The 20,867-nt window shown below is 72.0% G+C and carries 18 protein-coding genes; 13 read left to right on the top strand and 5 right to left on the bottom strand.

Annotation, left to right across the window (positions count from 1 at the left end):
* Positions 1 to 94: 94 nt before the first annotated feature.
* A complete protein-coding gene (gene coaD, locus AA23TX_RS24335) occupies positions 95 to 580 on the bottom strand; it encodes a pantetheine-phosphate adenylyltransferase (RefSeq protein WP_155545171.1) in 486 nt (161 codons plus the stop codon).
* Between the two features lie 58 nt (positions 581 to 638).
* Positions 639 to 1,196 (bottom strand): 16S rRNA (guanine(966)-N(2))-methyltransferase RsmD, encoded by a 558-nt coding sequence (gene rsmD, locus AA23TX_RS24330; RefSeq protein WP_196425508.1) that lies wholly within the window; start codon positions 1,194 to 1,196, stop codon positions 639 to 641.
* Positions 1,197 to 1,319: 123 nt separating this feature from the next.
* Here rsmD and AA23TX_RS24325 point away from each other — a divergent pair, with 123 nt between their 5' ends.
* Positions 1,320 to 3,434, top strand: a complete 2,115-nt coding sequence (locus tag AA23TX_RS24325) for a HelD family protein (RefSeq protein ID WP_155545170.1) — start codon at positions 1,320 to 1,322, stop codon at positions 3,432 to 3,434.
* Between the two features lie 184 nt (positions 3,435 to 3,618).
* On the opposite strand, the gene AA23TX_RS24320 is transcribed toward AA23TX_RS24325, so the two are convergent.
* The 3 genes from AA23TX_RS24320 to AA23TX_RS24310 are packed head-to-tail and all read right to left on the bottom strand — an operon-like array spanning position 3,619 to position 8,134.
* Entirely contained in the window at positions 3,619 to 7,404 is a 3,786-nt protein-coding gene (locus AA23TX_RS24320; RefSeq protein ID WP_439328776.1) for an nSTAND1 domain-containing NTPase, read from the bottom strand.
* A gap of 54 nt (positions 7,405 to 7,458) precedes the next feature.
* Complete coding sequence (locus AA23TX_RS24315; protein ID WP_155545169.1) at positions 7,459 to 7,926, bottom strand: Clp protease N-terminal domain-containing protein; 468 nt, start codon at positions 7,924 to 7,926, stop codon at positions 7,459 to 7,461.
* 4 nt (positions 7,927 to 7,930) lie between these two features.
* A complete protein-coding gene (locus AA23TX_RS24310; protein ID WP_155545168.1) occupies positions 7,931 to 8,134 on the bottom strand; it encodes a helix-turn-helix domain-containing protein in 204 nt (67 codons plus the stop codon).
* Positions 8,135 to 8,253: 119 nt separating this feature from the next.
* Between AA23TX_RS24310 and AA23TX_RS24305 the strand changes: the two genes are divergently transcribed.
* The 12 genes from AA23TX_RS24305 to AA23TX_RS24250 all read left to right on the top strand — a co-directional run bounded on the left by AA23TX_RS24305 (position 8,254) and on the right by AA23TX_RS24250 (position 20,824).
* Entirely contained in the window at positions 8,254 to 9,627 is a 1,374-nt protein-coding gene (locus AA23TX_RS24305; protein ID WP_155545167.1) for an FAD-dependent monooxygenase, read from the top strand.
* Positions 9,628 to 9,635: 8 nt separating this feature from the next.
* Positions 9,636 to 10,628, top strand: coding sequence for an LLM class flavin-dependent oxidoreductase (locus tag AA23TX_RS24300; RefSeq protein WP_196425507.1), 993 nt, complete (start codon positions 9,636 to 9,638; stop codon positions 10,626 to 10,628).
* Between the two features lie 512 nt (positions 10,629 to 11,140).
* Positions 11,141 to 11,935 (top strand): MlaE family ABC transporter permease, encoded by a 795-nt coding sequence (locus AA23TX_RS24295; protein ID WP_155545166.1) that lies wholly within the window; start codon positions 11,141 to 11,143, stop codon positions 11,933 to 11,935.
* A 2-nt stretch (positions 11,936 to 11,937) separates the two neighbouring features.
* Positions 11,938 to 12,789 carry an MlaE family ABC transporter permease gene (locus AA23TX_RS24290; RefSeq protein ID WP_155545165.1) on the top strand — a complete coding sequence of 284 codons (852 nt, stop codon included), beginning with the start codon at positions 11,938 to 11,940 and terminating at the stop codon, positions 12,787 to 12,789.
* A complete protein-coding gene (locus AA23TX_RS24285) occupies positions 12,786 to 14,060 on the top strand; it encodes an MCE family protein (RefSeq protein ID WP_155545164.1) in 1,275 nt (424 codons plus the stop codon). Before AA23TX_RS24290 ends, AA23TX_RS24285 begins: the two co-directional genes overlap by 4 nt.
* Positions 14,057 to 15,061 (top strand): MCE family protein, encoded by a 1,005-nt coding sequence (locus AA23TX_RS24280; protein WP_155545163.1) that lies wholly within the window; start codon positions 14,057 to 14,059, stop codon positions 15,059 to 15,061. The genes AA23TX_RS24285 and AA23TX_RS24280 overlap by 4 nt, the downstream gene beginning before the upstream one ends.
* Positions 15,058 to 16,041 (top strand): MCE family protein, encoded by a 984-nt coding sequence (locus tag AA23TX_RS24275; protein ID WP_155545162.1) that lies wholly within the window; start codon positions 15,058 to 15,060, stop codon positions 16,039 to 16,041. Before AA23TX_RS24280 ends, AA23TX_RS24275 begins: the two co-directional genes overlap by 4 nt.
* Positions 16,038 to 17,066: an MCE family protein gene (locus AA23TX_RS24270; RefSeq protein WP_155545161.1), complete on the top strand. Its 1,029-nt coding sequence runs from the start codon at positions 16,038 to 16,040 to the stop codon at positions 17,064 to 17,066. The genes AA23TX_RS24275 and AA23TX_RS24270 overlap by 4 nt, the downstream gene beginning before the upstream one ends.
* Positions 17,063 to 18,124, top strand: a complete 1,062-nt coding sequence (locus tag AA23TX_RS24265) for an MCE family protein (protein ID WP_155545160.1) — start codon at positions 17,063 to 17,065, stop codon at positions 18,122 to 18,124. Before AA23TX_RS24270 ends, AA23TX_RS24265 begins: the two co-directional genes overlap by 4 nt.
* Positions 18,124 to 19,323, top strand: coding sequence for an MlaD family protein (locus tag AA23TX_RS24260; RefSeq protein ID WP_155545159.1), 1,200 nt, complete (start codon positions 18,124 to 18,126; stop codon positions 19,321 to 19,323). The genes AA23TX_RS24265 and AA23TX_RS24260 overlap by 1 nt, the downstream gene beginning before the upstream one ends.
* Entirely contained in the window at positions 19,311 to 19,814 is a 504-nt protein-coding gene (locus AA23TX_RS24255; RefSeq protein WP_155545158.1) for an Rv1363c family protein, read from the top strand. Before AA23TX_RS24260 ends, AA23TX_RS24255 begins: the two co-directional genes overlap by 13 nt.
* Positions 19,811 to 20,824 (top strand): hypothetical protein, encoded by a 1,014-nt coding sequence (locus AA23TX_RS24250; protein WP_155545157.1) that lies wholly within the window; start codon positions 19,811 to 19,813, stop codon positions 20,822 to 20,824. The genes AA23TX_RS24255 and AA23TX_RS24250 overlap by 4 nt, the downstream gene beginning before the upstream one ends.
* The last annotated feature ends 43 nt before the right edge of the window (positions 20,825 to 20,867 follow it).

Genomic DNA, 20,867 nt, shown 5'->3' with positions numbered 1-20,867 from the left:
CGCCGAAGTGAACTCACAGCGGGGTGGGGCGAAGTTCCGACCAAGGTCGCGGTCCATCCGGCTGACCCGGATTGAAAAAATCCCTTGTGGAGGGTCAGCGCCCGAGCTTCGGGAACTTCTCCGAGAGTCGTTCGTAGACGACGGCCGGCACCAGGTGCTCGATGTCGCCGCCGAGGGCCGCGACCTCCTTGACCAGCGAGCTGGACACGAACCCGTACGCCGGGTTGTTCGCCATCAGCAGCGTCTCGACGCCGGTCAGCTCGCGGTTCATCTGCGCCATCTGCAGCTCGTAGTCGAAGTCGCTGACCGAGCGCAGGCCCTTGGCGATCGCCGCGATGTCGTTCTCGCGGCAGTAGTCGACCAGCAGGCCTTCCCACGAGTCCACCCGGATGTTCGGGAGCTTCGAGGTGATCTTCCGCAGCATCTCCAGGCGCTCTTCGATCTCGAAGAGGCCCTTCTTGCTCTTGTTCACCCCCACCGCGACGACGACCTCGTCGAACAGGATGCTCGCCCGCTCGATGATGTCGAGGTGCCCGTTGGTGGCCGGATCGTAGGAACCGGGACAGACCGCACGCCGCATGGCGCGGACGCTACCGTGCCGCAGGTCGCGGCGCCCGCTCTGCCGCGCGTGGGCCGCGTCACGAAGTGCGGTAGTCCGCCCAGAAGACCGCCGTGTCGCCGTACTTCTTCGCGCGCGAGGGCTCGAAGGCCGCCGGCCAGTCCGGCTCGCCGTCGCGGGCCGCGCGCTCGACGACGACCAGCGCCGCCTCCCCCAGCCAGCCGCCGGCCGCCAGCGAGGCCAGCACCTTGCCGAGCGCGGCCGCGTCCACGGCGTACGGCGGGTCGGCCAGCACCAGGTCGTACGGCCGGGGCGCGGGGGCCGCGACCACCGTCTCGACCTGCCCGGCGCGGACCGTGCCGCCCAGGCCCAGTGCCGCGACGTTGCCGCGCAGGACGTCCACCGCGCGCCGGTCGGCCTCCACGAACAGCGCGTCCGCCGCCCCGCGGGAGAGCGCTTCGAGACCGAGGGCACCGGAGCCCGCGTAGAGGTCGAGGACGTGGGCGCCGTCCAGCTCGCCCGCCGTCTCCAGGGCGTTGAACAGGGCTTCCCGCACACGCTCCGACGTCGGCCGGGTGCCCTTCGGCGGCACCTTCAGCCGCCGCCCGCCCGCCGTCCCGGCCACGATCCTGGTCACCCCTTGATTGTGCGGGGATGACACGCGGCACTGATGGCCGGGACATCGGTGTGCCCGCCGGAGCCAACGCGTAGAGTCGTTCTTCGCCCTCGGAGGCGATCCAGAGCTGTCAAGGAGCCATGCGTGTCGGAACCTCGGGTCAGACGGGCCGAGATCGCCATCGAACAAGCCCACGTCGATCGCGTGTACACCCGTCTGGACGAACTGCGCACCCAGGCCGAGGCGATGCGCACCAAGGGCTACGAGATCGGCCAGGGCGCGCAGCGCGAGGCGATCTTCGAGCAGGCGTCGATGCTGTTCGAGCGCGACATGATGGTCTACCACGCGAACCAGACGCTCCAGACGCTCGACGCCGAGTACGAGGGGCTCGTCTTCGGCAGGCTCGACGACCGGGACGGGGAACGCAACTACGTCGGCAGGCTCGGCATCCGCGACGCCGAGTTCGACAACCTCGTCACGGACTGGCGCGCGCCGGCCGCGGCCGCGTTCTACCAGGCCACGGCCGAGGAACCGATGGACGTCGTGCGGCGGCGCGTGATCCGCTGCTCCGGTCAGAACGTCCTCGACGTCGACGACGACGTGCTGATCGCCGACGCCGTGCCCGAGGACATGCAGATCGTCGGCGAAGGCGCGCTCATGGCCGCGCTGGGGCGCTCGCGCGGCGAGAAGATGCGCGACATCGTCGCGACCATCCAGAAGGAGCAGGACGAGGTCATCCGGGCGCCGTGGCGCGGGGTCACCGAGATCACCGGCGGCCCGGGCACCGGCAAGACCGCGGTCGCCCTGCACCGCGCGGCCTACCTGCTCTACCGCTACCGCCGTCAGCTGGGCGGGGCCGGCGTGCTCGTGATCGGGCCTTCGGGCGTGTTCACCAGCTACATCTCGCGCGTCCTCCCCTCGATGGGGGAGACGAACGTCGAGCTGCGCGCGCTCGGCGAGGTCCTCGACGGCCTGGAGGCGACGCGGCAGGACGCGGCGCCGCTGGCCGCGATCAAGGGGTCGCTGCGGATGCGGAAGATCCTGCTGCGGGCGCTGCGGGACACCCCGCCGGAAGCGCCGGAGGAGATGCGGATCGTCTACCGCGGCGAAGTGCTGCGGCTGAACGCGCGCGAGCTGGAGAAGGTGCGCCGCAAGGCCCACACCCAGGGCGCGCCGCCGAACCGGTCGCGGATCCGGGCGGCGGAGCTGCTGCTCGACGCGCTGGCCGCGAAGGCCGAGGAGTACGCGAAGGCCGACGGCAAGCCGTTCGAGCGGGCCGAGCTGATCACCGACCTCGGCGAGCGGATCGACTTCCACCGGTTCCTGGTGGTGTGGTGGCCGGTGCTGTACCCGGCGCAGATCCTGAAGTGGCTGGGTGAGGAGAAGCGGCTGGCGTCGGTCGCGAAGGGCGTCCTGAACCGGCAGGAGATCTCGCTGCTGGCCGCGGACCTCGCGGACCGGTCGCGGGGCTGGTCGATCGCGGACGTCGCGCTGCTCGACGAGCTGCGCGTGCTGATCGGGACACCGCCGAAGCGCAAGCGCCGTCAGGTGCTCGAGGTGGAGCCGCAGCGCTCCGGCGGCGCCCCGACGCGCCCCGAGCACTACGAGGAGTACTCGCACGTGGTCGTCGACGAGTCGCAGGACCTGTCGCCGATGCAGTGGCGGATGGTCGGCCGGCGCGGGAAGTACGCGAGCTGGACGGTCGTCGGCGACCCGGTGCAGAGCTCGTGGCCGGACCCGGCGGAGGCGGCCCAGGCGCGGGACCAGGCGTTCGGGGTCAAGACGGCCCGGCGGCGGTTCACGCTGCGGACGAACTACCGGAACTCGGCGGAGATCTTCGACCTCGCGGCGAAGGTGGTGGCCGGGCACGCGGAGGCGGGCGAGCTGCCGGTGGCGGTGCGCAAGACGGGCGTCGAGCCGGACGTCCGCCCGGTGGAGGCGGCGGGCCTGGCGCCGGCGACGCAGGCGGCGGTGAAGGAGCTGCTGGGCGCGGTCGAGGGCACGGTCGGCGTCATCACGGCGATGGACCGGGTGCCGGAGGTCACGGGCTGGCTGTCGGGGCAGGCGGACGAGCGGCTCAAGGTCGTCGGCAGCCTGGATTCGAAGGGCCTGGAGTACGACGCGGTGGTGCTCGTGGAGCCGAACGACTTGATCACGGAGTCGACCACCGGGCGGCGGGTGCTGTACGTGGCGCTGACCCGGGCGACGCAGCAGCTGATCGTGCTGGCCTCGAACCCGGACTGGATCCCGGGCGGCTGAGCCCGGACACGCTGAAGGGCCCCTTCGAGGGGCGGGAGGCAGGTTCCCGTGCCCTTGAAGGGGCCCTTCAGACCCCCGGTCAAGAAACGTCTCGTGGGACGGAGCTCGTCCGAGGGCATGTCTACTGGACAAAAGTTGTTCGGTGTCCGCGTGCCGGCACCGAACAACAACACCGGACAACTCGTTACGGGCAGGGCGGGGCGTAGCCGATGCCCGGGAGGTTCGCGGACCACTCCGCCGCGGTGATCCGGGGCGCCGCGACCGCGCAGATCTTCGCTGCCGCCCGGTCGGGGTCGGTCTCCGAGAAGCGGACCGTGCCGTCCGCGACCGTGCCCGCCAGCGTATGGCCGTCCGGGGCGTACTGCACGGCGTAGACCCGGTCGCCCTCCTCGGGCAGCACCGCGTACGGCTCGCGCCGGGCGACGTCCCACAGCCGGACCGTGCGGTCGTAGCTGCCGGAGGCCAGCACCCGGCCGTTGCCGCTGAACGCCACCGACATGACGATGTCGGTGTGCCCGGCGAGGATGCCCGACCCGTGCGCGGCGGCGGGGTCGGAGACGTCCCACAGGCGGATCATCCGGTCGGCGCCCGCCGTCGCCAGCGTCCGGCCGTCCGGGCTGAACGCGACCGAGAAGATCGTGTCGGTGTGGCCTTCGAGCTTGGCGAGCGACCGCGGGGTCCGCGGCACCGAGACGTCCCACAGCCGCGCGGTGTGGTCCCAGCCCGCGGTCGCCAGCGTCCGGCCGTCGGGGCTGAAGGCGAGCGTGTGGACGTCGTCTTCGTGCCCGTCCAGCCGGGCGATCTCCACCGGGTGCAGGCGGTCGGCGAGGTCCCAGAGCCGGGCCGTGTGGCCGTCGCCCGCCGTGGCGAGCAGCTTCCCGTCGGGGCTGAACGCGACGGCGTCGATGTCGTCGTGCGGCCGCGCGAACACCACCGGTGGCCCGGGGCGGGTGGGGTCGGAGATGTCCCGCAGCGTCATCGTGTGGTCCCAGCTGCCGGTGGCCAGCGTCCGGCCGTCCGGGCTGATCGCGACGCCGCAGACCGCGTCGCCGAACCCGCCGACCGTGGCGACGGTCCGGGGCGCGCCCGCGTCGGCGAATTCGTGCAGCCGGACCACCCGGTCGTAGCCGCCGGTGGCGAGCACGCCGTGGCCGAACGCGGCGTGGCACGCCTGCGCCGTGTGGGCGGGGATCGCGGGACCGGGCAGGTCCCAGAGCCGGGCGGTCTGGTCGTCGCTGGCCGTGGCGAGGGTGCGGCCGTCGCGGGTGAACACCACCGAGCCGACCGCGCCGGTGTGCCCGGGCAGGGACGACAGCTCGCGCGGTCGCCGCGGGTCGGCGACGTCCCACAGCCGCGCGGTGCGGTCGAAGCCCGTCGTGGCCAGGGTGTGCCCGTCCGGGCCGAACGCGACCGACCGCACGATCGCCTTGTGCGCGACGAGGGACGACAGCTGCGCGGGCGCGGCCGGATCGGTGAGGTCCCACAGCCGCGCCGTCTCGTCGGCGCTCGCCGTGGCGAGGGTGCGCCCGTCGGGACTGAAGGCGACCGAGTGGACGACGCCGGTGTGCCCGGTCGCGACACCCAGCGGGCTCCGCGCCCCGACGTCCCAGACGCGCGCGGTCTTGTCGGCCGAGGCGGACGCGAGCAGCCGGCCATCGGCGCTGAAGGCGAGGTTGTTGACGTAGGACGTGTGCCCGGTCAGCTCCCCCGCCGGCCGCGGGCGGGCCGGGTCGGTGGTGTCGTACAGCCGGAGCGTGCCGTCGACGTCGCCGGTCGCGAGCAGCGGCCCGGCCGGGCTGAACGCGACCGCGTAGGCCTTGCCCGCGTGCTGCTCGACGACCACCCCGGGCCCCGGCCGCGCCGGGTCGCCGACGTCCCACACCCGGACGGTGCCGTCGAACCCGGCGGTGGCCACGGTCCGGCCGTCGGCGCTGAAGGCGACGTTGTTGACGTTGCCGGCGTGCCCGGCGAGGACGCCGAGCGGGACCGGGTGGTGCGGGTCGCGGACGTCCCACAGGCGCGCCGTGCCGTCCCAGCTGGCCGTGGCCAGGACCTGCCCGTCCGGGCGGAGGGCGACGGTGTTGACCCGGCCGGTGTGCCCGGTGACGCGGGTCGAGTACGGCGTCGCGAACGTGCCGAGCACGCTGCTGCGGGCGTCGGCGCCGGGGTCGAGGCGGTACGCGGCGAGCGCGAGCTGCGCGGCCAGCGCGGGGTTGGTGGCCCGCATGGCCAGCGCCTGGCCGGCGACCTTCTGGGCGAGCGCGCTGTTGCGCTGTCCGGTGGCGGTGTTCTCGGCGCGCACGGCGTACGCCGTGGCCGCGACGGCGAACACCAGCAGCACGGCGAGCAGCGCGACGAGCTGCCGCAGCCGCCGCGTGCGACGGCGGTCGCGCTCCTGCTCGGCGTGTTCGACGGCGAGGCTGGCGTCGAGGAACCGCCGTTCCCGCCGGGAAAGCGCGGTGTCCTGGCGCGCGGCCCACTCCCGCGCGATGGCCAGCCGCGTGCCGCGGTAGAGCCAGCCGGGGTCCTCCTCTACGGACTCCCAGGCGTCGGTCGCCTCGGTGAGCTGCCGGTGGACGCGCAGGCCTTCGCGGTCCTCGGTGAGCCATTCGCGCAGCCGCGGCCAGCCGCGGATGAGGGCCTCGTGGGCGATCTCGATGCCGGTGTCGTCCAGGGTGACCAGGCGCGCCGACGCCAGCTCGCCGAGCACGACGGCGGTGTCCTCTTCGTCGGTGTCGAGCTCGGTGCGGCTGATCCGGCGCTTGGTGTCTTCGGTGCCTTCGCCGAGCGCGGTCATCCGGAGGAAGATCTGCCGCGCCAGCCGCTGCTGACGCGCCGAGAGCGTCGCGAAGGTGCCCTCCGACGTCTGCGCGACCGACCGCTCGATGCCACCGACTGCCTCGTACCCGGTCAGGGTGAGCGTGGTGCCGCGCCGCCGCCGCCAGGTTTCGAGGAGCGCGTGCGAGAGCAGCGGCAGCACACCGGGCTGGCCGGTGGCGTCCGCGACGAGCCGCGAGACCAGCGCGTTCTCGACGCGGTACCCGGCGTCGACCGCGGGCCGCGAGATCGCCTGCCGGAGCTCCTCGGTGGTCATCGGGCCGACGAGGACCTGCGCGTCCTGCATGGCTTCGGCGAGGTCCGCGTGCCGTGCGCAGTGGGTGTAGAAGTCGGTGCGGATGCCGAGGACGACCCGGGTGCGGCTGCCGGGCTCGGTGGTCGCGGTGACGAGCGCGCCGACGAACCGCGCGCGTTCCTCTTCGTCCTGGCAGAGGGTGAAGACCTCTTCGAACTGGTCCACGATCACGACGACGTCGGTGTCCTCGGCGTCGGCGAGCTGCCGGGCGGCGAGCCCGAGGTTGCGCGGGTGCGCGGTGAAGTCGTCGAGCAGCGCGCCAGGCGCGAGGCCGAGCGCCGCGGCGAACTTGACGGCGCACTCCTGCAGCGGCCGGGCGCCCGGGGTGAGCAGCACGACCGGGTCCTTCACCGACGGCAGCAGGCCGGCGCGCAGCAATGAGGACTTCCCCGAACCGGACGCGCCGAGGACGGCGAGAAAACGCTGTCTCGAAAGGCGCCCGACGAGCTTTTCGACCAGCCGTTCACGGCCGAAGAATCGGCTCGCGTCGGCGGGGCCGAATGCGCCCAGCCCGACGTACGGCGGCTTTTCCCCGCTTTCCGGCTCGGGTGGTGAATCATCACCGTCGCGGCGTGCTCCGCCGGCCACGGCGTGCCAGCGTTCTTCCCATTCGCCGGGCACTCCGCCGCAGGCCCGGACGTAGGCCAGCGTCACGGCCAGGCTGGGGAGTTTCCGCCCACCGGCGGCCTCCGAAAGCGTCCCGGCCGAGTAGTGCGCGCGCCGGCCGAGCTCGCGGTACGTCGGATTCCCGGCGCTCTCCCGCAAACGCCGGAGATCGGCGGCGAATTCGGTGAGCGGGTCGTCGCCCGGATCCAAGGGGCGCTCCGGACGCGGCACCTCGTCCTCCCTTTCCGCCGGTTCTTCCCCAACCGTATCGGGTGCCGCCGCGGGTCAGGGATCGTTCGGCGAAACCAGCAGGCGGTGGACGGCCGCGGCGTCGACGCCGAGCTCCGCCATCAGGTCGGCGGCCGGATCGGGCGGGGTCACCTTCAGCAGCGCCCGCAGCAGTTCGACGGGCTCCCGCGGCTTCCCCCGGATCGCTTCGTTGACGACCGCACGGGCATTCGACGTCAGCGCGCCCGGGGTCAGCCGGCCGCGCTTCACCGGGACCTCCGCCGGCCGCAGCCCTTCCACCTCGATGCCGAGCGCCGCCAGGGCCGCGCGGTCGAGGCGGTCGAGGGCCGCGCGAGCCTCCTCGACGTCCGCGCCGAGGGCCCGCGCGCACTCCGGGTCGCGGAGGAGACCGAGCAGCAGGTGCTCGGTGCCGAGCCGCCGGTCGCCGCGGCGGCGGGACTCCTCCAGGGCCGCCGTCACCACCACGGCGAACGGGCTCTTGGCGATCAGCCGGTCGAGCACCACGGCCTCACTTCCCGTACTTCGCGTGCACGGACTGGCGGGCGACACCGAGGGCGTCCCCGATCTGCTCCCACGACCAGCCGCGCTCCCGAGCGTGCGCGACGGCGGCCGCCTCGACCTGCTCGGCCAGCCGGTGCAGCGCGCCGACCGCCCGCAGCGCGACCGCGGGGTCGGTTTCCGAAATCCGCCCGGAAAGCTCTTCCGCCTCCATGGTGTGTCAGTCTAGCCTGACAGTCATCCGTCAGTTCAAACTGACAGCAGTATCCGAGGCTTCGCCTCGGGCCGGGGCTCCGCCACCCGGAGCCCCCACCTGACAAGAAGGAGGACGTCATGGATGTCGCGGTGATCGGCGCGGGCCCGGTGGGCCTCATGCTGGCGGCGGAGCTGCGGCTCGGCGGGGCCGAGGTCGTGGTCCTGGAGCGGCGGGCCACTCCGGACGAGCGGCCGCGGGCGAACGGGCTCGGCGGCCGGATCGTCGAGCAGCTGGACCACCGCGGCCTGCTGGCGAGGTTCCGCGCCGAGGCGGCGTTCGCCGGGCCGTTCCCCGGGTTCCCGTTCGGGCCGGTGCCCCTGAACTTCGCCGGGCTGGACACGCCGATGCGCGGCCTGATGCTGCAGCAGCCGCGGATGGAAGCCCTGCTGGCCGAGCGCGCCGTCGAGCTCGGCGCCGAGATCCGGCGGGGACACGAGCTGGCCGACCTCGACACCGTCCGCGGCCCGGACGGCTCCTACCGCCTGACCGCGCGGTACATCGTCGGCTGCGACGGCGCGCACAGCCGCGTCCGCGAGCTGGCCGGGATCGGGTTCCCCGGCACCACCGACGACGAGCTGATGCGCCTCGGGCACTTCCGGACGGACCTGCCCCTCTTCACTTCGGAGTTGCGGCGGGGCTGGAACCGGCGGCCCGGCGGGCGCGTACTGGTGACGTCACTGACCCCGGGCGTCATGATCGCCGGCGTCCGGGAGGTCGCGCCGGAACCGGCCGGGGAGCCGACGCTCGAGGAGTTCCGGGACGCCGTGCGGCGCGTGCTCGGCACCGACCTGGCGCTGGGCGAGCCACTGTGGCTGTCGCGGACGGTCAGCTCCGCCCGGCTCGCCGAGCGGTACCGCGTCGGGCGCGTGTTCCTGGCCGGGGACGCGGCGCACGTCTTCCCGGCCGGCGGCTCGTCGCTCAACGTCGGGCTGCTGGACGCGGTCAACCTCGGCTGGAAGCTCGCCGCCGTCGTGCGCGGTGCGGCCGACGAGTCCTTGCTCGACAGCTACCACGCCGAACGGCACCCGGTCGCCGCGCGGACGTTGACCCAGACCCGCGTCCAGGCCCTGCTCGACCGCCTGACCGGCGAAGACGGCGACGCCCTGCGGACGCTCTTCGGCGAGCTGGCAGCCCTTCCCCCGGCGACGCGGCACCTGGCCGGGCTGCTGCGGGACGCCGACGAGCTGCCGTACGTCCCCGACCTGCCGCTGACCGTCGGCGGCCGCGCCACCCGCGTGGCCGAGGTCATGCGCGCGGCGCGTCCGGTGCTGTTCGACTTCGCCGGCCGCGCCGACCTGCGGGAAGCCGCCGGCCCGGACGTGAAGATCGTCACGGCGGACTGCCCGGAAGCCCCGGCCGACGCGCTTTTGGCGCGGCCGGACGGCGTCATCGTGTTCAGCGGCGACGATCCGGCGGCGTTGCGGGAAGCAATGACGGCACCGGGGCGTTGACCCCGGTTGTGAGCTCACTGCCTGACGTACCGCTGTCCGTGCTCGACCTGTCCCCCGTTTCCGAGGGGAACACCGTCGGCGAGACGCTGCGAAACACCCTCGACCTCGCCCGTGCCGCGGAGCGGCTGGGCTACCACCGCTACTGGCTGGCCGAGCACCACAACATGCCCGGCATCGCCAGCTCCGCCACCGTCGTGCTGATCGGGCACGTCGCCGACGCGACCGAGCGCATCCGCGTCGGGTCGGGCGGGATCATGCTGCCCAACCACGCGCCGCTGGTGGTCGCCGAGCAGTTCGGCACGCTGGAGGCGTTCCACCCGGGCCGCATCGACCTCGGCATCGGCCGCGCGCCGGGCACCGACCAGCGGACGGCGCTCGCCCTGCGCGGCCCCGGCGGGCTGTCCGCGGAGAACTTCCCGGAGCACCTGCAGGAGCTGGTCGGCTACTTCACCCACTCCGAGGCGCGCGGCGTCAACGCGGTGGTGGCCGAGGGCAACCAGCCGCCGGTGTGGCTGCTGGGTTCGAGCGGCTTCAGCGCGCAGCTGGCCGGGCGGCTCGGGCTGCCGTTCTCGTTCGCGCACCACTTCGCCGCGGAGAACACGATCCCGGCCGTGCAGCTCTACCGCGAGAACTTCCGGCCCGGGGTGCTCGACGAGCCGTACGTGATGCTCGGCGTGTCCGTGGTCGCCGCGGAAACCGACGACCGCGCGCAGTTCCTGGCCGGGCCGTCCGGGCTGACGTTCCTGAGTCTCCGCCGCGGCCGCCCGATCGCGCTGCCGACGCCGGAGGAAGCCGCCGAATACCCGTACACGGAGATGGACCGCGCGTTCCTGGCCGAGCGGTTCGGCTCGAGCATCGTCGGCTCGCCGGAGACGGTCCACAAGGGACTCGAACAGCTCCTGGCCGACACCGGCGCGGACGAGCTGATGGTCACGACCATGGTCCACGGCCACGCGGACCGCGTCCGCTCCTACGAGCTGCTGGCCGGCCTCAAGTCCTGACCCGGACGGACGACACGCGTACCCAGCGGGACGACACGCGTACCTGAACGGACGACACGGCGGATGCCCGCCCGCCCCGCGTGTCGTCCATCCGCGTACGCGTGTCGTCCGCCGGTGTACGCGTGTCGTCCGGCTGGGTACCCCCTGGACGGACGGCACGCACCAGGCTTACCGTGTCCTCCGTTCGGCGGTGTCCCGTCCGGACGGAAATGGGTAACGCCCCACACCTCCCGCATTCGGGACGGGAATTTCTTTTCCTTCTTTGACAACAAGATCGAGTCCGTTTGTCAACGCCGGACAAGAAATGCGCGGTTACCAGCCCGTGACCGCGTGATCCTGCTCAAGTTCTTGTCTCCCAACAAGGCCGTGGTTAACGTACCGACCAGTAGGAACCGGCACGGTGACCCCCGAGACCGTGAATGGCCGTCCATTATTACGCCGTTCGGACCATTTCCCCTTGCTCATCTCGGGTGTGTTCGGCGTGCCGCCGAAACGGCTGGGGAGGCACACGAATGGCCGAACGGACGACGACGCCGTCGTTCCCCGGGGCCGCCGCGCTGCGGCAGACCGGACGGCTCTACGGGCTCGGCCTCGACGTCGTCCGGCTGACGTTCCGCCGCCCGTTCCAGCTGCGTGAGCTGATCCAGCAGTTCTGGTTCATCGCGAGCGTCTCGATCCTGCCGACGGCGCTGGTCTCGATCCCGTTCGGCGCGGTCATCGCGCTGCACATCGGGTCGCTGACCACGCAGATCGGCGCGCAGTCCTTCACCGGTGCGGCCAGCGTGCTCGCGATCATCCAGCAGGCCAGCCCGATCGTCACCGCGCTGCTCGTCGCCGGCGCGGGAGGAAGCGCCGTCTGCGCCGATCTCGGCTCGCGCACCATCCGCGAAGAGATCGACGCCATGGAGGTCCTCGGCGTCTCGCCCGTCCAGCGGCTGATCGTGCCGCGGGTGCTCGCCGCCATGGGCGTCGCGATCTTCCTCAACGGCATGGTGAGCGTCGTCGGCGTGCTCGGCGGCTACTTCTTCAACGTGATCATGCAGCACGGGACGCCGGGCGCGTACCTGGCCAGCTTCTCGGCGCTGGCCCAGCTGCCCGACCTGTGGATCAGCGAGATCAAGGCGGTCATCTTCGGCTTCGTCGCCGGGGTCGTCGCCGCCTACCGCGGGCTGAACCCCAAGGGCGGGCCGAAGGGCGTCGGCGACGCCGTCAACCAGTCCGTGGTCATCACGTTCCTGCTGCTGTTCGTGCTGAACCTCGTGCTCACCACCGTCTACCTGCAACTCGTGCCGCCCAAGGGGAGCTGAACGTGACGACCACGGAAGTCCCCAAGACCGCGCGCGTGCGCGAGGCCGTCGACCGCCGGTTCGGGTTCCTCGACACCCTCGGCGACCAGATCCTGTTCTTCCTCCGCGCGATCGCGTGGACGCCGCGGGCGGTCCACCGGTACCTGCGCGAGATCACGCGCCTGCTGGCCGAGGTCAGCTTCGGCAGCGGCGCGCTCGCCGTCATCGGCGGCACGATCGGCGTGATGATCGGGATGACCGTCGCCACCGGCACGGTCGTCGGCCTGCAGGGCTACTCCGCGCTCAACCAGGTCGGGACGTCGGCGTTCGCCGGGTTCGTCTCCGCCTACTTCAACACGCGCGAGATCGCGCCGCTGGTGAGCGGGCTCGCGCTGTCCGCCACCGTCGGCTGCGGCTTCACCGCGCAGCTCGGCGCGATGCGGATCTCCGAGGAGATCGACGCCCTCGAGGTCATGGGCATCCCGAGCGTCCCGTACCTGGTGACGACCCGGGTGATCGCCGGCTTCCTCGCCGTCATCCCGCTCTACGCGATCGGGCTGCTGTCGAGCTACCTGGCCTCCCGGCAGGTCACCGTGTGGTTCTTCGGCCAGTCCGCGGGCACCTACGACCACTACTTCCTGCTGTTCCTCCCACCCGGCGACGTGCTGTGGTCGTTCGGGAAGGTGCTCGTCTTCAGCGTCGTCGTGGTCCTGGCCCACTGCTACTACGGCTTCCGCGCGAGCGGCGGCCCGGCCGGCGTCGGCGTGGCGGTCGGGCGCGCGGTGCGCACCGCGATCGTCGCGATCAGCGTGCTCGACTTCTTCCTGTCCCTGGCGATCTGGGGCGCGACGACCACCGTGCAGGTGGCCGGATGAGACAGGAGACCCGCCGCAAGGCCGGGATCCGCACCGCGGGCGTGCTGTTCCTGGTGGTGATGGGCGTGCTCGTGACGCTCTCGATCAAGGTGTACGACAAGGACTTCGTCAGCACGGTCCCGGTGACGCTCAAGGCGAGCCGCGTCGGCAACCAGCTGTCCCCCGGCGGCCAGGTCAAGGCCCGCGGGGTGCTCGTCGGCGAGATCCGCGAGGTCCGGGCGACGCCGCAGGGCGCCGAGATAGCGCTTGCCCTGGAGCCGGGCAAAGTGGACATGCTGCCGCGCAACGTTTCCGCGTTGCTCGTGCCGAAGACGTTGTTCGGCGAGCGGTACGTCCAGCTGTCCATCCCGGACGGTGTCCGGGCCCCGCACCTGGCCGCGGGCGACACGATCGAGCAGGACCGCTCGGCCAACGCGATCGAGCTGGAACGCGTCTTCGACAACCTGCTGCCGCTGCTCAAGGCCGTCCAGCCGCAGAAGCTCGCGACGACGCTGACCGCGGTGTCGACGGCGTTGCAGGGCCGCGGCGAACAGCTCGGGCAGACGATCGGCACCGCCGCGGACTACCTGAAGGACTTCAACTCCGACCTGCCGACGCTCACGAAGGACATCCGCGACCTGGCCACGGTTTCGCACCTCTACGGCGACATCGCTCCCGACCTGCTCGACGCGCTCACGTCCTCGGCGGTCACGCTCAACACCGTCAAGGAGAAGCAGGCCGACCTCGCCGGGGTCTACCAGCAGGTGACGTCGTCGTCCCAGGAGGTCACGAACTTCCTGCAGAACAACCGGGACAACCTCATCGCGCTGGCGGCCGACAGCCGCGCGCCGCTCGAGGTCGCCGCGAAGTACTCCCCCAGCTTCGCCTGCACCATCAGCTCGCTGAGTGCCCTGAAGGGATCCATGGACAAGGTCCTCGGCGCGGACCGCGGCGAACCCGGCCTGCACGCCGAGGTTTCGGTGACCGCCGACAGCGGCAAGTACCTGCCCGGCCGCGACGACCCGCGCTTCACCGGCGGCGGCGAGCCGCGCTGCTACCCCTCCGGTGTCGCCCCGACGACCGGGACCGCCGCCGCGGCCCCCGGCAGCGCCGGCCACCCGCTGCTCACCGGCGGCGAGGGCGACCTCGGTGTCGCGAACTCCCCGCAGGAGGAGCAGCTGCTGGCCACGCTGGTCGCGCCGTCGATCGGCGTGCCGGCCGCGCAGGTCCCGGAGTGGAGCTCCGTGCTCGTCGGGCCGCTCTACCGCGGCACGGAGGTGAAGCTCAAGTGAGGAACATCGCCTCCCCGCTCATCAAGAGCCTGATCTTCATCGTCATCACCGTCCTGGCGACGACGCTGCTGGCCGTGTCCATCACGAACTCCGGCGTCGGCGCGGGCGAGCACTACACGGCGAAGTTCCTCGACGCCACCTCGCTCAACGCCGGCGACGACGTGCGCATCTCCGGCGTCCGCGTCGGCCAGGTCGAGTCCCTCGAGATCAGCGACCGCAACCGGGCGCTCGTCGGGTTCTCCCTCGACCAGGGCCGACGGCTGCCCGCCGACGTCCACGCGGTCATCAAGTACCGCAACATGGTGGGCCAGCGGTACATCGCACTGGAACGCGGCACCACCGGCACGCGCGACCAGCTGCCCGAGGGCGGCGAGATCCCGCTCGACCGCACGACCCCCGCGCTGGACCTCACCGACCTGTTCAACGGCTTCAAGCCGCTGTTCCAGGCGCTGTCGCCGAACGACGTCAACGAGCTCTCCGGCGAGATCGTCCAGGTGCTGCAGGGCGAAGGCGGCACCGTCGAAAGCCTGCTGGCCCACACCGGTTCGCTGACCACCACCCTCGCCGGGCGCGACAAGGTGATCGGCGAGGTGATCGGGAACCTCAACTCGGTGCTCAAGACGGTCAACGGCAAGGGCGACGCACTGGCGAACCTGGTGTCCACGCTGCGGCAGCTCGTGTCCGGGCTGGCCGGTGACCGCGCCGCGATCGGCGACGCCATCAGCGGGATCGGCGACCTGACGCAGTCGACGGCGGGCCTGTTCGAGCAGGCGCGGCCGCCGCTGAAGGAGAGCATCGCCGGGCTGCAGGAGGTGGCCGGCACGCTGGCGCAGAAGCAGTCCGATGTGGACAGCTTCCTGACGAACCTCCCGGTCAAGTTCACCGAGATCGGCCGCGTCGCCTCCTACGGAACGTGGATGAACTTCTTCCTGTGCCGCGCCACGCTGCAGACCACGCCCCCGCGCGGCGTGTACGTCCCGACGGCGAGGTGCGACTCGTGAAGTCCTTCAAGGAGCGCAACCCGATCGCCCTCGGCGTGGTCGGCAGCGTCGCGCTGGCCGCGCTGCTCACCGTCACGTTCAACTACGACAACCTGCCGATCGTCGGCGGCGGCACCACCTACCAGGCCGAGTTCTCCGAGGCCGCGGGCCTGCAGGCGGACGACGAGGTGCGGATCGCCGGCATCAAGGTCGGCGAGGTCCGCGACGTCGAGCTGGCCGACGACCACGTCCTGGTGACCTTCCGGGTCAAGGACGCGTGGGTCGGCGACCGCACGACCGCCGACATCAAGATCAAGACGTTGCTGGGCCGCAAGTTCCTCGCGCTGAACCCGACCGGCGACGGCGTGCAGAACCCCGACCAGGCGATCCCGCGCACCCGGACGGTCACGCCCTACGACGTCACCGACGCGTTCAACGGCCTGGCCGACACGGTCGGCGCGATCGACACCAAGCAGCTCGCGGACAGCTTCACCACGCTGTCCGACACCTTCCGCAACTCCCCCGAGCACGTCCGCAGCGCGCTCGACGGCCTGTCGCAGCTGTCCCAGACGGTCTCCAGCCGCGACGGCGAGATCGCCGAGCTGCTGGCCAACGCGCGGAAGCTGACCACGACGCTGGCGAACTCGAACGAGGACTTCGAAAAGCTGATCGACGACGGCAACCTGCTGCTGACCGAGCTGAACCGCCGCCGCGACGCGATCCACGACCTGCTCACCGGCTCGGCACGGCTGGCCGACCAGCTGCGCGGCCTGATCGCGGAGAACTCCGACCCGCTCAAGAAGGCGCTGCAGTCGCTGTCCCAGGTCACCGATCTGCTGAAGCGGCAGAACGACAACCTCACCAAGGGCTTGCAGCTGGCCGGGCCGTACTTCCGCGTGGTCACCAACACCACCGGCAACGGGCGTTGGATCGACGCCTACCTCTGCGGCCTGCTGCCGGAGAACCACGACCCCTGCACCGCGCCGGGAGGCACCAAGTGAGCGCGCTGACCACCACCCGTGCGGGGGTACTGACCACCCGGTTCATCGCCGCCGCGATCCTGCTCGCGCTGGTCGTGACGGCCGCGCTGTGGTGGGTGTTCTCGGGCACCGGCGAGCACCACGTCACGGCGTTCTTCTCCCGCGCGGTCGGCGTCTACTCCGGCTCCGACGTCCGCGTGCTCGGCGTCCGCATCGGCCAGGTCGACTCCGTCACCCCGCGCGGCGAGCAGGTGCAGGTGGACATGACCGTCGACGGCTCGGTCGGCATCGCCGAGGACACGACGGTGCTGGTGATCGCCCCCAGCGTCGTCGCCGACCGCTACGTCCAGTTCGCCAAGCCGGCCCGCGGCGGGCCGCGGCTGAAGAACGGCGCGTCCATCCCGGTGCGGCGGACGGCCACCCCGGTGGAGCTCGACCAGCTCTACGCCAGCCTCGACTCGCTGTCGAAAGCCCTCGGCCCGAACGGCGCGAACTCCCAGGGCGCGCTGTCGGACCTGCTCAAGACCGGCGCGCAGAACCTGCAGGGCAACGGGCAGGCGTTCAACGACAGCGTCCGCAACTTCGCCCAGCTCGCCCGGACGCTGGCCGGCAACTCGGGCGACCTGTTCGGCACCGTGGACGAGCTGCAGCGGTTCACGACCATGCTCTCGACCAACGACCAGCAGGTCAGCGGCGTCAACCAGCAGCTGGCGCAGATCTCCGGCACCTTGGCCGCCAACAGCGGCGAGCTGGCCCACGCGCTCGACAGCCTCGGCCAGGCGCTCGGCGACGTCCAGACGTTCATCCGGGACAACCGCGGCGCGATCAAGTCCACTGTGGACGACCTGGTGACGACGACGCGGACGCTCGTCGAGCAGCGCCAGTCGCTGGCCGACACCCTCGACGGCGCACCGCTGGCCGTGACGAACGTGCTCAACGCGATCGACCCGGCGACCGGGCGGCTGAGGGGCCGCGGCAACCTCGACTACTACCTGCCCCTGCCGGTCACCGGCGACGTCTACACCAACGAGGGGGGTGGGCGATGAAGCGGATCCTCACCGCCGTGACCATCGGGTGCCTGGCCCTCGCGGGCTGCTCGGGCGGCGAGTTCAAGGGCGTCTACGACTTCCCGCTGCCGGGCGGCGCCGACCTCGGTGACCACCCGTTCGCGGTGACCGCGCAGTTCGCCGACGTCCTCGACCTCGTGCCGCAGGCCGCCGTCAAGGTCGGCGACGTCCCGGTCGGGCGGGTGCGGGAGATCCGGCTGGGCGGCGACGGGTGGACGGCCGAAGCGGTCCTGGACGTCAACGGCGACGTCGTGCTGCCGGCCGGCGCCGTCGCGCGGCTGCGCCAGTCCAGCCTGCTGGGCGAGAAGTTCGTCGAGCTGGCCGCGCCGGACGGCGAGGCGTCGAACGCGGGCGGCGCGCGGCTGGTGAACGGCGCGACGATCCCCCTGGACCGCACGAACCGCAACCCCGAGTTCGAGGAGATCTTCGGCGCCCTTTCGCTGCTGCTCAACGGCGGCGGGATCGGGCAGCTGCAGACGATCAACAAAGAGCTGTCGAAGGTGATGGACGGCAACGAGGCGCAGATCCGCTCGTTCCTGTCCGGGGTGAACACCCTGATGACGGACCTGGACGCGCACCGGTCGGACATCACCGAGGCGCTGGACGGGCTGAACCGGCTCTCCGCGACGCTCGCGAACCGCCACGAGCAGGTCTCCGGCGCGCTCACCGACCTGACGCCCGGCCTGCAGACCCTCACCGACCAGCGCACCCAGCTCGTCTCGATGCTGCAGGCGCTGGACCGGCTGTCCACGGTGGCCACCGACGTCGTCGACCGCAGCCGCGACGACATGGTGGCCGACCTGCGCGCGCTGGCGCCGATCCTGGGCCAGCTCGCGGACGCCGGGGCCGACCTGCCGAAGTCGCTGCAGATGCTGCCGACGTTCCCGTTCCCCGACTCGGTGCTCCCGGCGATCAAGGGCGACTACGTCAACGCGTACGCGTCGATGATCCCGGCGTCCGGCGTGCCGCTGCCCCCGCCCGGCGAGGGCGTGCCGCCCGGCCTGCCGCCGCTCCCGATCCCCTCGGGAGGTCAGTGATGCTGACGCGCAGAGTACGTCTTCAGGTCGTGCTGTTCATCGTGATCGCGTTGGCCACCACGGCTTTCGTCGGCGCGAACTACGCCGGGCTCGGCCGGCTGTTCGGGTCCGGCAGCTACGTGGTGAAGCTGGAGCTGGCCGAGGGCGGCGGCCTGTTCACCAACGGCGAGGTGACCTACCGCGGCGTCGCCGTCGGCCGGGTCGGCGAGCTGCGGCTGACCGTCACCGGGACCGAGGCCGACCTGCTGATCGACGACGGCGCCCCGCCCATCCCGGAGGACTCCCGCGCGGTGGTGGCGAACCGGTCGGCCGTCGGCGAGCAGTACGTCGACCTGCAGCCGCGCACGGCCGACGCGCCCTACCTCGCGGCGGGCTCGGTCATCCGGCGCGAGTCGACGACGCTGCCGCTGCCGGTGAACAGCCTGCTGACGGACCTGGACTCGTTCACCGCGTCGGTGCCGACCCAGGACCTCCGCACGGTGGTCGACGAGCTCGACGACGCCCTGCGCGGCGCCGGCCCGGACCTGCAGACGCTGATGGACTCGGCGACGACGTTCACGCACGAGGCGAGCGCGAACCTGCCGCAGACGTCGAAGCTGATCAACGACGGCGCGACGGTGCTGCGCACCCAGGTCGACTCGTCGTCTGAGTGGCGCTCGTTCAGCAGCAACGCCCGGGTCTTCGCCCAGCAGCTGGCCCGCTCCGACGGCGACCTGCGGCGCCTGATCGCGACCGCCCCGCCCGCGGCGACGGAGCTTTCGACATTGCTGAAGGAGAACGACCCGGGGCTGCCGATCCTGCTGGCCAACCTCCTGACGACGGCCCGGGTGTTCGGCACCCGCACCGCGGCGGAGGAGTCGCTGTTCGCGAACCTGCCGCGCGCGGTCGCCGGGGTGGGGTCGGCACTGAACCCCCGGGGTGACGCGCTGCGGATGGCGCTGGTGCTGAACTTCGACAACCCGCCGCCGTGCGTCCAGGGCTACGGCGGGACGCGGCACCGGCCCAGCGACGACCTTTCGCCGTTGCCGTTCGACACCGGAGCGGCGTGCACGCTGCCGTACGGCAACGAGAGTTCGGTGCGCGGCGTGCAGAACGCGCCGCACCCGCCGGTGCCGGAACCGGCCGTGCCGGGCGGGCTGACCGGACTCGACGGGCAGGCGACGTCGACGAGCCTCGAGGAGATGCTGTGGCTGCGGTGAAGCAGGGTGCGGTCGTGGTTTTCGCGGCGGCCGCCGTCTTCGCGGGCTGGTCGAGCTATTCGTGGTACTCGGCGTCGCACGATCCGTCGCTGACGTACGGGGTGGCCCGCGACGAGGCGTTGACGACCGGGCGGACGCTGGTGGCGGAGCTGAGCAGCCTGGACTACCACGACGTGAACGGCGGTCTGGGGCGCTGGCTGTCGGCCTCGACGGGCCCGCTGCACGACCAGCTGGCCCGCACGGACGCCAAGACGAAGGAAACCCTGACGGCGAACGCGACGGTGGCGACCGGCCGGGTGCTGGACGCGGCCCTGAGCGAGCTGGACGAGCACGCGGGCACGGCGAAGATGCTGGCTTCGGTGGAGATCACGATGGCGAAGGACGGAACGGCCCCGGCGGTGAAGCGCAACCGCTTCGCGGCAGCGTTGTCCCGGACGGCGGACGGGTGGAAGCTGAGCGCGCTGGACCAGCTGCCGGTGGGCGCCCGATGAACCGCGCGAGGGTGGCCGAGCAGGCTCCGGCGCAGGTGGAGGCCGAGGTGGGCGCGGCCGCGAGCGGGACCGAGGATGGCTCGGCTGCGACCGAGGGCGGCTCGTCCGCAAGCGAGGCCGAGCTGGCCGCGCCCGCCGACGAGCGGGACGGATCGGCGCGAGACTCGAGCGACTCGGCTGAACTCTCACCGGGCAGCATCGGGGACACCCGGCCCGGCTCTGCCGGGGCCGGCGCGCCCGCCAGCCGGGCGACCGAGCAAGGCTCGGCCGCTGCCGAGACCGGTGCCATCGCCGAAACCCATCGGGCCGCCGAGGCCGGGGCCGAGCCCGCCGGGGCCGCTGAGGCGTCGGCCGGGTCCGATGCCGCGTCCCCTGAAGCCGGCGCCGAGCCGCTCGAAGCCACCGGCAGCGACCCGGCCGAAGGCCAGCCTGAACCCGCCGCCGGCGAGCCGGCGGAAGCTGAAGCCGAAGGCGAACCCGCAGCTCAACCCGCCAAGCCCCGGCCCGCCTGGCTCCGGCTCCCCGCCCTCCTGCTCGCCGCCGCCCTCGTCCTCGCGGGGGCCGGCGTCTGGTTCACCCTCGAAGCCCACTCGGCCTCGAGCAACCCCGCCGCCGGCAACCTCGCGCTCACCGATGTCGGCCAGACCTCCGAGGTCACCTCGGCCGTCACCCTCGCGATGAACCGGATCTTCTCCTATTCCTACGACAAGACCGACGTCACCGAAAAGGCCGCCGCCGCCGTGCTCCGGGGGTCCGCCAAGGATTCCTACGACAAGCTCTTCGCCCAAGTCAGGCAGAAGGCTCCCGAGCAGAAACTCGTGCTCACTTCGCGCGTTTCGGCGATCGCCGTGCAAGAACTGCGAAATGGTCACGCGCGGTTACTCGTCTTTCTCGATCAATCAGCCGTCCGGGCTGACAACAATGCGACCGACAGCGCCGCCGCGCAGCTTTCCGTGACCGCGGAACGCACGGGTGACGGCTGGGTCGTCACCGAGCTCGAACCCCGCTGAACAACGAGCACTTCACCGTTTCCGGAAGCACCCGGAAACGGAC

The sequence above is a fragment of the Amycolatopsis camponoti genome, from assembly GCF_902497555.1.
Classification (GTDB): Bacteria; Actinomycetota; Actinomycetes; order Mycobacteriales; family Pseudonocardiaceae; genus Amycolatopsis; species Amycolatopsis camponoti.
This window is presented reverse-complemented; position numbering and strand designations above follow the sequence as displayed.